This is a genomic window from Actinoallomurus vinaceus, assembly GCF_039542055.1.
Taxonomy (GTDB): domain Bacteria; phylum Actinomycetota; class Actinomycetes; order Streptosporangiales; family Streptosporangiaceae; genus Actinoallomurus; species Actinoallomurus vinaceus.
Map to the genome: position 1 here is coordinate 1,104,921 of NZ_BAABHK010000001.1, position 12,789 is coordinate 1,117,709.

Annotated in this window: 15 protein-coding genes; 10 read left to right on the top strand and 5 right to left on the bottom strand. The window is 71.2% G+C overall.

Annotated features, from left to right (window positions below):
• Positions 1 to 81: 81 nt before the first annotated feature.
• On the top strand, positions 82 to 789 hold the full coding sequence (locus ABEA24_RS05120; protein WP_345429435.1) for a DUF899 family protein: 708 nt from the start codon (positions 82 to 84) through the stop codon (positions 787 to 789).
• 53 nt (positions 790 to 842) lie between these two features.
• On the opposite strand, the gene ABEA24_RS05125 is transcribed toward ABEA24_RS05120, so the two are convergent.
• Positions 843 to 1,631, bottom strand: a complete 789-nt coding sequence (locus ABEA24_RS05125; RefSeq protein WP_345429436.1) for a thioesterase family protein — start codon at positions 1,629 to 1,631, stop codon at positions 843 to 845.
• A 61-nt stretch (positions 1,632 to 1,692) separates the two neighbouring features.
• A complete protein-coding gene (locus tag ABEA24_RS05130; RefSeq protein ID WP_345429437.1) occupies positions 1,693 to 1,812 on the bottom strand; it encodes a 3,4-dihydroxy-2-butanone-4-phosphate synthase in 120 nt (39 codons plus the stop codon).
• Between the two features lie 141 nt (positions 1,813 to 1,953).
• Here ABEA24_RS05130 and ABEA24_RS05135 point away from each other — a divergent pair, with 141 nt between their 5' ends.
• Positions 1,954 to 2,592 carry a flavin reductase family protein gene (locus ABEA24_RS05135; RefSeq protein ID WP_345429438.1) on the top strand — a complete coding sequence of 213 codons (639 nt, stop codon included), beginning with the start codon at positions 1,954 to 1,956 and terminating at the stop codon, positions 2,590 to 2,592.
• A 173-nt stretch (positions 2,593 to 2,765) separates the two neighbouring features.
• A complete protein-coding gene (locus ABEA24_RS05140) occupies positions 2,766 to 2,981 on the top strand; it encodes a hypothetical protein (protein WP_345429439.1) in 216 nt (71 codons plus the stop codon).
• A gap of 172 nt (positions 2,982 to 3,153) precedes the next feature.
• Here the strand turns inward: ABEA24_RS05140 and ABEA24_RS05145 are convergent, their stop codons facing one another.
• Positions 3,154 to 4,692 carry an alkaline phosphatase D family protein gene (locus ABEA24_RS05145; RefSeq protein ID WP_345429440.1) on the bottom strand — a complete coding sequence of 513 codons (1,539 nt, stop codon included), beginning with the start codon at positions 4,690 to 4,692 and terminating at the stop codon, positions 3,154 to 3,156.
• A gap of 191 nt (positions 4,693 to 4,883) precedes the next feature.
• On the opposite strand from ABEA24_RS05145, the gene ABEA24_RS05150 reads away from it, so the two are divergent.
• From ABEA24_RS05150 to ABEA24_RS05170, 5 genes are all read left to right on the top strand, one after another.
• The gene (locus ABEA24_RS05150; protein ID WP_345429441.1) at positions 4,884 to 5,657 is read left to right on the top strand and encodes a TetR/AcrR family transcriptional regulator; all 774 of its coding nucleotides are present in this window, start codon (positions 4,884 to 4,886) and stop codon (positions 5,655 to 5,657) included.
• Entirely contained in the window at positions 5,657 to 6,856 is a 1,200-nt protein-coding gene (locus tag ABEA24_RS05155) for a cytochrome P450 (protein WP_345429442.1), read from the top strand. Before ABEA24_RS05150 ends, ABEA24_RS05155 begins: the two co-directional genes overlap by 1 nt.
• A gap of 29 nt (positions 6,857 to 6,885) precedes the next feature.
• On the top strand, positions 6,886 to 7,107 hold the full coding sequence (locus ABEA24_RS05160; RefSeq protein ID WP_345429443.1) for a ferredoxin: 222 nt from the start codon (positions 6,886 to 6,888) through the stop codon (positions 7,105 to 7,107).
• A 241-nt stretch (positions 7,108 to 7,348) separates the two neighbouring features.
• Entirely contained in the window at positions 7,349 to 7,753 is a 405-nt protein-coding gene (locus ABEA24_RS05165) for a cupin domain-containing protein (protein ID WP_345429444.1), read from the top strand.
• Between the two features lie 65 nt (positions 7,754 to 7,818).
• Positions 7,819 to 9,297 carry an MptA/MptB family glycosyltransferase gene (locus tag ABEA24_RS05170; protein WP_345429445.1) on the top strand — a complete coding sequence of 493 codons (1,479 nt, stop codon included), beginning with the start codon at positions 7,819 to 7,821 and terminating at the stop codon, positions 9,295 to 9,297.
• Positions 9,298 to 9,375: 78 nt separating this feature from the next.
• Here the strand turns inward: ABEA24_RS05170 and ABEA24_RS05175 are convergent, their stop codons facing one another.
• Positions 9,376 to 9,609 (bottom strand): hypothetical protein, encoded by a 234-nt coding sequence (locus ABEA24_RS05175; RefSeq protein ID WP_345429446.1) that lies wholly within the window; start codon positions 9,607 to 9,609, stop codon positions 9,376 to 9,378.
• Positions 9,596 to 10,816 (bottom strand): PspC domain-containing protein, encoded by a 1,221-nt coding sequence (locus tag ABEA24_RS05180; protein WP_345429447.1) that lies wholly within the window; start codon positions 10,814 to 10,816, stop codon positions 9,596 to 9,598. Before ABEA24_RS05180 ends, ABEA24_RS05175 begins: the two co-directional genes overlap by 14 nt.
• A 120-nt stretch (positions 10,817 to 10,936) precedes the next feature.
• Here ABEA24_RS05180 and ABEA24_RS05185 point away from each other — a divergent pair, with 120 nt between their 5' ends.
• A complete protein-coding gene (locus ABEA24_RS05185; protein ID WP_345429448.1) occupies positions 10,937 to 12,100 on the top strand; it encodes an ATP-binding protein in 1,164 nt (387 codons plus the stop codon).
• The gene (locus tag ABEA24_RS05190) at positions 12,097 to 12,786 is read left to right on the top strand and encodes a LuxR C-terminal-related transcriptional regulator (protein WP_345429449.1); all 690 of its coding nucleotides are present in this window, start codon (positions 12,097 to 12,099) and stop codon (positions 12,784 to 12,786) included. Before ABEA24_RS05185 ends, ABEA24_RS05190 begins: the two co-directional genes overlap by 4 nt.
• Positions 12,787 to 12,789: the final 3 nt, after the last annotated feature.

Sequence of the window (12,789 nt, forward strand, 5' to 3'; positions counted from 1 at the left end):
GATTTCCATCGGCCGATGTCGATCCGGCAGGGCCGCCTTCGTCGATGGGGTGAAAGTCCACCGGAGACGAAGGGAAACCTCGTGAACACCGCGCACAGGATCACCGACCGGGCCGCCTACCAGGCCGAACTCGACGCTCTGCGGATCCGGGAGAAGGCGCACACCCACGAAGGCGACGCCATCGCGGCCGCTCGCCGTCGGCTGCCGATGGTGGAGGTCGACGCCGCCGCCAAGCTGATCGGTCCCGACGGGCCGGTCACGCTGCTGGAGACGTTCGAGGGCCGCCGGCAGCTGATCGCCTACTACCAGATGTGGCACACCGGCCATCCGGCCGCCGAGCAGTGCGAGGGCTGCACGTTCTTCAACAGCCAGGTCCGCGAGCTGTCCTACCTGCACGTACGCGACATCACGTACGCGACGTTCTGCCAGGGCCCGTACGAGGAGAGCGTCCGCTACCGCGACTTCATGGGCTGGGACGTGCCCTGGTACTCCGCGGCGGAGTCCATCGACGTCCTGATGGCGGGGCGCGGCCGGTTCATGCTGGCGTGCTACCTGCGGCAGGGCGACCGGGTCTTCGAGACCTACTGGACCACCGGCCGTGGCGTCGAGGTGATGGACCAGACCTACGGCCTGCTGGACCGCACCGTGTACGGGCGGCAGGAGCCATGGGAGGACTCGCCCGCCGGCTGGCCGCGGGCCGACAACATCGCCCGGACCAACGGACGTCCCACCGCCCAGTGGCCCCGCCTGGAGGCCGGACGCTCCGACGACCTCGCAAGCGGGCGTTGATCGACCAGTGCGAAGGGCCGGCCACGGGCCGGCCCTTTCCGGAGCAGCCGGGTTCAGGTTGTCCGTTGGCGGATGAGGAGAGGTTGGGCGACGTCTCCGAGGCGGCCGTCGGGGTCGGAGAGGGTGGCGTCGGTCAGGCCGAGGCCGTCGTCGGCCAGGTGGGTGCGGGCGTCCAGGTACACCCAGTCGCCCTCGGGGTGGCGCAACAGCGTGGTGGTCATGGTGGGCGGGATGGACAGCCACTCGTGGAAGGGCAGAGTCGCCGACACGCCGTTGGCGGAGTCGGCGACGATCAGCGCGCGGGCCAGGCCGTTGAGTTTCCGCCCCGCGATCAACGGGATGCGGACGCGGGTCCACACCTGCGCGGCGCCGCGAGTGTCCTGGCCGCCGGTGAAGCGCCATTCGATGGCCTGGCCGTAGCCCCAGTCGGTCAGGCCGTGGAAGTCGTACTCCTCGGTCGGCGCGGGCGGGAGCGGAGGCGGCGGGACGCTCTCGGTCCGTACGGGCGGGGTCGGGCCCGTCGCGATGTGCCAGGCGCGGGCGGTCACGGCGGCCCGCCCATCGACGATCAGGTGGGCCTCGGTGAGGCGGACCTGCCGGCCGGGCCGCAGCGAGGTGACCTCGACGCGGGCGGTGCGCCGCGGGATGGGGGCGAGGAAGTCCACCGAGATCCGGGCCATCCGCATGCCGGGCGCGACCGTGGCGTCGATGGCGTGGGCCAGCAGCGCGGTGGGGGGCCCGCCGTGCTGCGCGTCGCTGTCCCAGGGGCTTTCGGTCGCGCTCGTCGGCTCGTAGACGTCCTCGCCGGTCGGCAGGTAGAAGGCTTCGGGCTGCTCGCTCATGGATCGATCCTCGGGCATGGGCCGGCGAGAGGAGCCGGGCGGGTCGCGAAAGGGAAGATCCTCACAGATACCTCGCGAGGTCGGCGACGTCGAGCAGGGGCAGGCCCCAGCGCAGCGCGAAGATCTCCAGGTCGGCGGCCTTGGCCATCGTGCCGTCGGGGTTCATGACCTCGCAGCACACCCCGACACGCGACGATCTTCACGCTCAAGCAGTGCCGGCCCAGGGCGCCGGCCGTCCCGAACCCCACGTCGCATTCCCGCCAGCGTCCCCGGCGGAGCTCGGGCAGGGTCGTTCCGTACACCGCTGAGAAGGACGGGGAAGATGCACAAGGTCGCCGCGTTGAAGGTGCTGTACTTCGGGACCCCGGTGGTCCTGATCGGCTCGCGGAACGAGGACGGTTCGGCGAACCTCGCGCCGATGTCGTCCGCCTGGTGGCTGGGCGACTGCTGCATGCTGGGCCTCGGCAACAGCGGTCAGACGACCGCGAACCTCCGGCGCGAACGCGAGTGCGTGCTCAACCTCGCGTCCTCGTCGATGGTGGACGCGGTCGACCGGCTCGCTCTGCTGACCGGGAAACCCGAGGTCCCGGATTTCAAGGTGGAGCAGGGCTACCGGTTCGAGCGGGACAAGTTCGGCACGGCCGGGCTGACCGAGCAGCCCGCCGAGCTGGTGGGAGCGCCGCGCGTCGCGGAGTGCCCGATCCAGCTGGAGTGCGTCGTCGAGGCGATCCACCCCTTCGAGGGGCCGGATCTGACCGCGACGGCGTTCCAGGTGAGGGTCGTCCGCGCCCACGTCGAGGAAGAACTGATCATCCCGGGGACGCACTACGTCGACCCGCTGCGGTGGGACCCGCTGATCATGAAGTTCTGCGAGTTCTTCGGCGGCGGCGAGAACATCCACCCGTCGCGGCTCGCCGACGGCTGGAACATGCCGCACCGGATCGACCATGCGCTCCGCTAGACGGGCAGGGAACGCGACGACGGATTGTGGCTGTGGGTCTTGTGCCTGTCGATGATCATGGATGAAGATCGTTTGTCGGATCGGCCAGGGGTCTGACTCCGATACACCCGTGACAGAAAGGCACGCAGATGCGCCTACGCGTTGCAATTGCCAGTGTGGGGATCGCCGCCGGTATGGCTTGCGGGATGAGTGCGCCGGCCCATGCGGCCGTGCCGCAGACGGCCGCGGGCGCGCTGGCCTCGTGGCACTACGTCGAGTTCTGGGGCAGCCAACGCGACTGCATCGACGCTGGTCAGGAATATCAGCGTGAGGGCTGGAGATACAAGTGCGAGTACGGTTACGACGACCACGTCGAGGCCTGGGGCTGGGTCCTTTCCATCTGGGAGTAGCCCGGGCCCGCAGTGGCCTCCAAGGCGGTGACCGGCGGGTGACGTGCTTCGCTTCCCGCCAGTCACCCCCCTCAGACCCTCCTTACACAGCGGTTGAGATACCCCTCGACCAGCCGGACCGCGCTCGACGTGCCGGACGCCTCTGCCGTGCTCCGATCGGCCGCGAAGAAGTTCAGCGCTTCGGGTCGAGGGTGACGGTGTACAGGGCCTTTCCGGCCAGGTCGCGGAGCCGTACGGTCAGCGACCCCGAGTCGCCGTCGATGGCGACCTCGCCGAAGAACTGGTAGCCCTCCAGTGGCGAGGTGTTGGCGTGCGGCGGGACCTGCTGGAACTTCACCTGCGGGCCGAAGGTGCCGTCGAGGGCGTTCGGGCCGAACGCGCCGGCGTTCAGCGGACCGGACACGAACTCCCAGAACGGGTCGAAGTCCTGGAACGCGGCCTTGGCCGGGTCGTAGTAGTGCGCGGCCGTGTAGTGGACGTCGGCGGTCAGCCACACGACGTTCCGTACGCGCCGCTTCTTGATGGTGGACAGCACGTCGGCGATCTGCAGCTCGCGGCCGAGCGGCTTGCCGTTGTCGCCCTGGGAGACGGCCTCGATGCCGTGCGCGTCGGAGACGACGAGCGAGAGCGGCATGTCGGCGGCGACGATCTTCCAGGTGGCCTTGGAGGCCGCGAGTTCGCGCTTGAGCCACTCCGCCTGCGCCTTGCCCAGGATGCCCTGGTCGTCGGCGGTGGCGTTGTCCGGTCCGTTCGCGTCGCGGTAGGTCCGCATGTCGAGGACGAACACGTCGAGCAGCGGCCCGTAGGAGATCTTGCGGTGGACGCGGCCGTCGCCGCTCGGCCGCTCGGCGATCGGCAGGTACTCGAACAGCGCCTGGTGGGCCCGCGCGGACAGCACGTCGACGCGCTTCTCGGTGTAGTTCGGGTCGTCGAGGATCTGCCCGGGCCACCAGTTGTTGTGCGTCTCGTGGTCGTCCCACTGGTTGATCTGCGGGACGACCGCCGCGAGGGCGCGGAGGTTCTCGTCCATGAGGTTGTACCGGTGCTGGCCGCGGAACTCGGCGAGCGTCTCGGCGACCTTGGACTTCTCCGGGGTCGTGAGGTTCCGGTAGATCCGCCCGTCGGCGAGCGTCACCGTCGCCGGGATGGGGTTGTCGGCGTACCAGTGGTCGCCGCTGCACAGGAAGAAGTCCGGGTCCAGCGCCTTCATCGCCTTGAAGATCCGGTAACCGCCGATGTCGGGGTTGATGCCGAAGCCCTGGCCGGCCAGGTCACCGGACCAGACAAAGCGGATGTCGCGGCGCGTGCGCGGCGCCGTGCGGAAGGCCCCCTCGGCGGGCGCCGACAGCAGGGACGTGTCGTGCGGGTCGGCGAGGCGCACCCGGTAGTGGATCTGCTCCCCGGCGGGCAGGTCCCGCAGCCGCACCTTCCCCGTCAGGTCGGTGTCCGGCGTCAGCAGCGGACCGCGGACGGTCGCGAACCGCCGGAAGTCGGGCCGGGTGCTCACGTCGACGAGCATCCGCGCGGGCCGGTCGGCGCGGGTCCACACGATCCCCCCGTGGGCGGAGACGTCTCCGCTCTGCACGCCGTGGGTGATCTGCGGGCGCCCCGCCCGTACGAGCGCCGCGGCCTGCGGGCCGGTGCCGAGCAGCGTCGCCCCGCCCCCCGCGATCAGGCCGTTGCGGATGAAAGAACGCCGGTCGAGTCCCATCGTGCAATCCTGTCTCACGAAAAACCGGACCGATCGTGGCCGCTCCCGATGGACGGTACGGGACCCGGGCATGGCGTCGAGGTAAAAAGCCCCTGCTCACCTGGCACGGCCCGCGCCGGATCCCTCCGGACGGCCTGCCTCAGTGCGCTTTACATCTTGTATGGCGAACAGTCACGACGTATGGTCATGGCGTGGATCATCATCCGGTGCTTCACGACGGCGCCCCGGCCGAACCCGGGGCGACGCCGTCGCCGACCGCCGATCCGGCGGTGCCTGAAGGCAGACTGAGCCTGCGCGAGGAGCAGAAGAGGCTGACCCGCCGCCGGATCCTCGACGGTGCGGTGGCGGTGTTCGAGACCACGTCCTTCGCCGAGGCGACGATGGAGGACATCGCCCGGGCGGCGGGGGTCACCCGGGTGACCGTCTACGCGCATTTCGCCGGGAAGACCGAGATCGTGCAGGCGCTCGTGGCGCACATGTACAAGGTCGCCGACGAGGCCTACACCGACCTGGCCACCCAGCCGGTGTGGACCCGCCAGGCGATCCGCACATGGCTGGAGGGCGCCACCGGACGCTGGCGCCAGATGGCCCCGGTGGTCCGGGCGCTCGTCGCCGCCGGGCCGACGGCGACCGGCGACGGTGCCCGCGACCGTTCCCGCGCCGCGCGCGAACGCCACGTCGCCCTGCTCACCGATGACCTCCGACGCTGGCGGGGCACCTCTCCCGCGGAGGCGCGGCAGCGGGCCCTGATGGCCGTGCTGCAGACGGAGTCGTTTCTGGCGGTATGGCTCGCCGGTGAGTGGCCGGTGGCGACCGATGATCCGCTCGAGCTGCTCGTCGACGCCCTGTGCCATCTGCTCGCGCCCGCGCTGGGCGAGCGATCGGGATGGCGTCTGCGTTCCGGCCTGATCGGCGTGCCTCCACGTCACGTGATGTACACCACGTCCCCTCAGAGGAGTCGGTGATGACAACGGTGAAACCCTGGTCCGACCTGCTCGGCGCGTCCGAACGACTGGACGTCGCTCCGGCGTTCGACGAGCTCCGCGAACAGCCCCTGTGCCGGGTCCAACTCCCGTACGGCGAGCCCGCCTGGCTCGTCACCCGCTATGAGGACGCCAAGGTCGTCCTCGGCGATCCGCGGTTCAGCCGGGCCGCCGGCGCCGGACGCGACGAACCGCGCACGCGGCTGCACATGGGGTCGCCCGGCAACCTTCTGCGCCTGGACCCGCCCGAGCACAGCCGCCTGCGCAGACTCGTGGCCAAGGCGTTCACCGCCCGGCGCGTCGAACAGCTGCGGCCCCGCGCCCAGCAGGTCGCCGACCATCTGGTGGACCGGATGCTGGCCGCCGGACCGCCCACCGACCTGGTCGAGGACTTCGCGCTGCCCCTGCCGATCACCGTGATCTGCGAACTGCTCGGGGTGCCCGTCGAGGACCGGCACGACTTCCGTGTGTGGTCCGACGCGTTCCTGTCCACCACCCGGTTCACGCCGGAAGAGGTCGCCGAGCACACCGGGCGGATGCGGGACTACATGGCGGGCCTGATCGCCGAACGCCGGAAGGCCCCGCAGGACGACCTGCTCAGCGCGCTCGTGGAGGCACGCGACCAGCACGACCGGCTGTCGGAGGAGGAACTGCTGACGATGGCCGAGGGGATCTTGGTCGCCGGTCACGAGACGACGGCCTCACAGATCCCCAACTTCGTCTACGTGCTGCTGACCCACCCCCAGGCACTCGCGGCCCTGCGCGCGGATCCGGACCTGATTCCGCAGGCGGTGGAGGAGCTCATGCGCTACGTCCCCCTCGGGAACGGCGCGGGCAGCGCGCGCTACGCGCTCGAAGACGTCGAACTGGGCGGGGTGACGGTGCGCGCCGGGGAACCCGTGGTGGTCGCCCTGCAATCGGCGAACCGGGACGGATCGGTCTACACCGACCCCGCCACGCTCGACCTGGAACGCAAAGAGGCATCCCACATCGGCTTCGGCCACGGCCCGCATCACTGCCTGGGCGCCCAACTGGCCCGGATGGAACTCCAGGTCGCCCTGGGCACCCTGCTGCACCGCCTCCCGGACCTGCGGTTCGCCGCCTCCGAAGAGGGCACCGTCTGGAAGACCGGGGTGGCCACGCGGGCACCCGCACGGATGCCGATCGCCTGGGACCAGTGAGAACCCGAGGAGACGGGAAGGACACCGAAATGACCTGGCTGATCGAGGTGGACGGGCGGACCTGTATCGGCTCCGGCATCTGCGCCGGAACCGCACCCGGCCACTTCACGCTCGTCGACGGCACATCCCGGCCCACACGCCGGGAGGCGGACCCGGCCGACGAGGCGGTCGACGCCGCCGAATCGTGCCCGGTCGAGGCGATCAGCATCCGCGACAAGGAGACCGGGGAGATACTCGCCCCCCAGCAGTGACGGCCTCCAGCCGATCGAGCGGGTGGGCAGGGTCGCCCTGCCCACCTCTCGGCGCGCGCGTTTGACGGCGCCGGTCGGCTGCCTGCACACTTGACTCCATGCCAGCGCGCCAGACTCCGACCGCTCTCGTGGCCTCTCGCCACGCGGTCGCCGCGCTGTGTCCTTCGTGTTGTTGTCGCTGACTCCGTTCAGACCGACCGCCGGCCCTGCGGCACCGCTGCCGCGCCACGAAGGACTTCCGTTGAATCTCTCGGTCATTCCCGACCTCACCATGCAGGGCGACGCCAGCCCGTACGCCGCCCGTCCCACCGTCACGATCGGCCGGCTGGCCGGGCTCGTCCGTGAGCTCGCCGCCCGCCCCGGCGACTGGTGGAACCTCGCCCGCTTCGACGGCGTGCCCGTACGGCTGCCCGGGGAGCAGGAGATCTGGCTGTACGCGTGGGCGCCTGGGCGCCGCGCCGCCCCCACCGCCGACGTGCTCGCCGTGCTCGCGGGAGAGCTGTCCGAACGGACGATCACGGACCAGGGGGTGGCCGAGCGCGCGCTGCGGGCCAACCGGGTCCGCGTGTACGGTGGCGGGCACCCGCGTGAGCTGGTAAATCCGGGTCCGGGGTACGCACTCAGCCTCCACGCGACCGTCAGGTGAGCGTTCGGTGAACACCGCGCGGGAGCGGCTGCAACCCCGATATTCCGGCCTTAACGTCGTATTCCATGTCCCGCGTCTTTTCCTGGGTGATGCTGGGGGCGAGCATCGTCGCGATGGGCGCGGCAATGGTGCTCGGCACCTCCGCGGCCGTTCCGTACTTCGGCCCGACCTGGCCGTTCCTGACCTTCGGGGGTTCGCCGTCCTGGGCGACGGTCACGACCCTCACCTGGATCGCGGCGGCGAGCGCGGGAGCGGGAGTGCTGTCCGGGCTGTACGCCCTGCGCAAGGGCCCGTGGGTGAGCCCACGCCGCCTGCTCCTGGCCGGAGCGGTCGTCGCCTGCGTGTACGCGCTGCTCCCGCCCACCGGCTCCGTCGACATGATGAACTACGCCATCTACGGGCGCATCGCCGACCTGGGCCGGGACCCGTACGTCACGACGCCGCTGCGCCTCGCCCACACGGGTGACCCGGTCGGCCTGCTGATGCCCAGCGGCTGGCAGCGGGTCCCCACCGTGTACGGGCCGGTGATGACCGGAATCCAGTGGCTCGCCGCGCACTTCGGCGGCAACTCGATGGCGCGGATCATCTTCCTGCTCAAGTGGGCCAACGCGGCCGCGTTCATCGGCACCGGCGTGATCCTCGACCGGATGACCGGCCCCGACCCGGTGCGCCGGCTCCGTGCCTGCCTGCTGTGGACGGCCAACCCGCTGATCCTGTTCTGGATGGTGGGCAGCGGGCACGCGGACGTCTTCGCGGTGTTCTTCCTCGTGGCCGCGCTGTACGCGGCGCGGCACTCGGCGTTCGCGGGCGGGCTGCTCGGCGGAGCCGCGGTCGCGGTCAAGGCGTCGTTCCTCTTCCCCGCGGCCGGACTGGTGATCGCCGCCTGGCTGTCCCCGGCGCGGTACCGGCGCGCGGCGGCCACCGTGGTCGGCTTCCTCCTCGTCGGCGGTGGCGGCTACGTGCTGGCCGGGCCGGCGGCGATGCACTCGCTCAACGCCCGGCTCGGCCGCAAGAAGGACCGGTACCTGCCGGTGCCGGAGTTCATCCTGACCCACCACGGGCTCTACATGGTGTGGATGGGCGTGCTCGCGGTCGCGCTGACGGCCTTCCTGTGGTGGCGGGCCGGCCTGCCGTTCGCGCTGTGGCGGCGGCCGTCCGCCGAGGTGCAGCGGCTGCCGCTCGACGTGCTGCCCGTGGCCGTGCTGGCGTTCGGCACCACCCTCGTCTCGCCACTGCAGTACCCCTGGTACGACGCCATGCTGCTGCCGATACTGGCGCTGCTGCCGTACCGGCGGCTGGACTGGACCGTCATCTTCCGCGGTGTCCTGCTCGGGGTGTTCACCCTCCCCGGTGTCCGCGTGAACGGCTACCAGCACCTCGGCGTGCGCTGGGTCAACCTGCTGTGGCTGGCGGTCTTCGTCCTCGTCGTGTGGCGGACGAGCCGCAGAGCTCCCGCCGCCGAACCGCCCATCGAGCCGTCGACCCTCGTACCCCCGGCACCGCCCTCGTCGGCGTCCCCGTCCTCACCCGCTCCGGCGGCCTGACGCGACCCTGCTCAACCTGCCTCGTCGCTCAGCGCTCCGGCGGCCTGACGCGACCCCGCTGTCAGCCTGCCTCGTCGCTCAGCGCTCCGGGCCCTTGCCGTACCGGGCGTCGAGGCGCCACGCGTTCCGCGGGTCCGTGGGCTCGCGCCGCCGCGACCGGAACATGACGCGGACGAGAGCGAGCACGCCGAGGGCGCCGACGAGGCCGGGCGCCACCCAGACGGGCGGGCTCCCGGCGAGATAGATGTACGCGACGGCGAGGAACAGGGCCGCCGCCAGCAGCGACGACGGGTCGAACCTATGCCGGAACACGGGTGACCTCCATGTCCCCGACCGTGCTGCGGAGGCGCAGCTCGATGATCGGCGCCGCGCCGTTCGGCCGTACGTCCGGTTCGAGGACGCGGACGACCCGGGCGCGGGGGCCGCCGGTGATCTGCCGGTCCACGGTGATGTCCCCGAGGAACGCCTGGGCGTTCAGCTCGACGCGCGCCGTGGCGGGCAGCTTGACCGTGAGCACCCCGACCGTCACCGTGGCGGTGACGCGGATGCGCTGTCCGGGAGTGAGCGGCACCGAGGTCAGGTCGACGGCGCCCTCGCCGACGAGGACCTTGTGCGACCGCTCGGCCTGCGACACGTCGGCGGGCCGCCACGCGGAGGCGTGCGTCCTTCGCGCGATGGACGGATCGCCGGCGATCGAGGTCGATGCGAGGGCGAGAGACATGATCGCTCCAACGAAGATCAGCTTGCGGTCCCGGCCGAACCAGGAGCCGACGAAAATGCCGGCCGCGACCACGACGAGTGCGCCGGCGATGATGGTCTGGAGGCCGCCCAGGTCGGGCCGCCGATCGCCGACGGCGTACAGCACGCTCGCCACCAGCACGGCGGTCACCATCGTGGACACCGTCAGGTACGACCTGCGCCGGCGTGGAAGGACCGGCGAAGACGTCGGCGGCGAGGGGGGAGGCGGTGCCGTTTCGAGCGGCTCCGTGCGCGCCAGACGAGCAAGATCGATCATACCGTCAGGCATACGATAAGGCGGGACGGTGGGTGGGGCCGGGGGAGTCCACGACGCCAGGGGACGGCCCTTGACGCGGTCGGGGAGGCTGCGGGCGAGGAGGACCAGGTCGACGCCGCGTGAGCGCGCCGTGAACAGCGCGAGGGCGAACACCACGACCACCGCGAGCGCGTTGGGAGACGTCCAGTCGCCCGCGATTCCGAGGACGGCGCCCGCGCCCAGCGCGAAGCCGAGCAGCGCGAGCGCGGTGTCGCCGTCGAACAGCCGGTGGCCGAGCCCCTCGATCTTCGACGGCCCCCCGTCGGGCTGTCCCATGAGCAGGAACGCCCCGACGTACAGCAGAACGCCGACTCCCGTGGTGAGGACGAGCAGCGCGAACCCGATGCGGAACACCACCGGATCGATGCGCGTGTAACGCGCCAGGCCGGCACACACCCCCGTGATGAGCCGGCCTTCCTGCGAGCGGGTGAGCCGCCGCGGCGGCGCGCCGCTGTCCTCGGTCATGGAGACATCGTCCCGAACGCCATCGCCGATCACCATCCGGGAGACCCCTGACACGTCCCTGAGGGAGGCTCCGGGGGAAGCCCCGATGCGATCCGGCGCGGAACGTGTGACGATCGGCGTGTGCCCGAAAACCCTGGTGAGGCCGGCGACGGTCCCCGACGTCTCGAACGACGCGCCGACGGCCGGGTCGTCGGCGGCGTCTGCCGTGGCCTGGCCGAACATCTGGGGCTCGACCTCGTCGTCGTGCGCGTGGCGTTCGCCGTGCTCATCGCGGCCGGTATCGGCGTCATCGCCTATGTCGCGCTGTGGCTGCTCGTCCCCCCACGGGTCGAGGCCCGGCCGTACCGCGACTGGACGCAACTGCTCGCGTACGGCGTGCTCGTCGGCGCGCTGTCGACGTTCACCCTGACCTCGGCCACGGAGACCCGGGCACTGTGGCCGGTGGTCGCGGGCGGCATCGGCGTCGGCATCATCTGGCAGCAGGCCGACCCCGAGCACCGGCGGCGCTGGGTCCGCAACACCCGTTCCCTGTGGATCCGCAGCGTCGTCGGCGCGGCCCTCGTCACCGCGGGACTGGTCGCCTTCCTCATCCAGAACATCCAGCACGTCGGGCAGGTCCTGCTCGGCTCGGGCATCATCGTCGCCGGAGTCGCCGTCATCGTGGCGCCCTGGCTGCTGCGCATGTGGCGCGACCTCGATGACGAGCGCCGGGAGCGGATCCGATCACAAGAGAGGGCCGAAGTGGCCGCGCACGTACATGACTCGGTGCTGCACACGCTGACGCTCATCCAGCGCAACGCGCACGACCCGAAAGAGGTCCAGCGGCTGGCGCGCGCCCAGGAGCGCGACCTCCGCGCCTGGCTGTACCAGCCGAAGGCGGACGCCGAGCAGGCGCTCGCCGCCGCCGTACGGAAGATCTCCGCGGAGGTGGAGGACCACCACGGCGTCCCCATCGAGGTCGTCTGCGTCGGCGACTGCCCGCTGGACGAGCGGCTCGGCGCGATGCTGCAGGCGGCCCGCGAGGCCATGGTCAACGCCGCCAAGTACGCGGGGACCGAGACCGCGCCGCCGTCCGTCTCGGTCTACGCGGAGGTGGACGGCGACGATGTGATGATCTTCGTACGGGACCGGGGACGCGGTTTCGACCTCGACGCCGTACCGGCGGACCGCATGGGCGTCCGGGAGTCCATCATCGGAAGGATGGAGCGCAACGGCGGCAAGGCGGAGATCCGTACGGCTCCGGGCGAGGGCACCGAAGTGAGACTGGAGTTGAAACGGACATGACGCGTGTGGTGCTGGTCGACGACCACCAGATGTTCCGCAGCGGCGTGAAGGCGGAGCTGGGCGACTCCGTGGAGATCGTCGGTGAGGCGGGCGACGTCGACGAGGCCGTCGAGGTCATCGCGGCGACCCGGCCCGACGTCGTGCTGCTCGACGTCCACCTGCCCGGCGGCGGTGGCGTGGAAGTGCTGCGCCGGGTGCTCAGTGGCGCGCGCGGCGGCGCGGCCGAGGGCGCGACGGGCGGCCAGAGCGCGACGGCCGGTCAGGGGGCGGCGACGCGTTTCCTGGCGCTGTCGGTGTCGGACGCGGCCGAGGACGTCATCGGCGTGATCCGCGGCGGCGCCCGCGGCTACGTCACCAAGACGATCTCCGGGCCGGAGCTGACCAGGGCGATCGGCCGGGTGGCCGAGGGCGACGCGGTCTTCTCGCCCCGGCTCGCGGGGTTCGTGCTGGACGCCTTCGCCGCGACCGACGCCCCGCCCATCGACCCCGAGCTGGACCAGCTCACCCAGCGCGAGCGCGAGGTGCTCCGGCTGATCGCCCGCGGCTACGCGTACAAGGAGATCGCCAAGGAGCTGTTCATCTCGGTCAAGACCGTCGAGACGCACGTGTCATCGGTGCTGCGCAAACTCCAGCTGTCCAACCGCCACGAGCTGTCCCGCTGGGCCGCCGCCCGCCGTCTCGTCTGACGG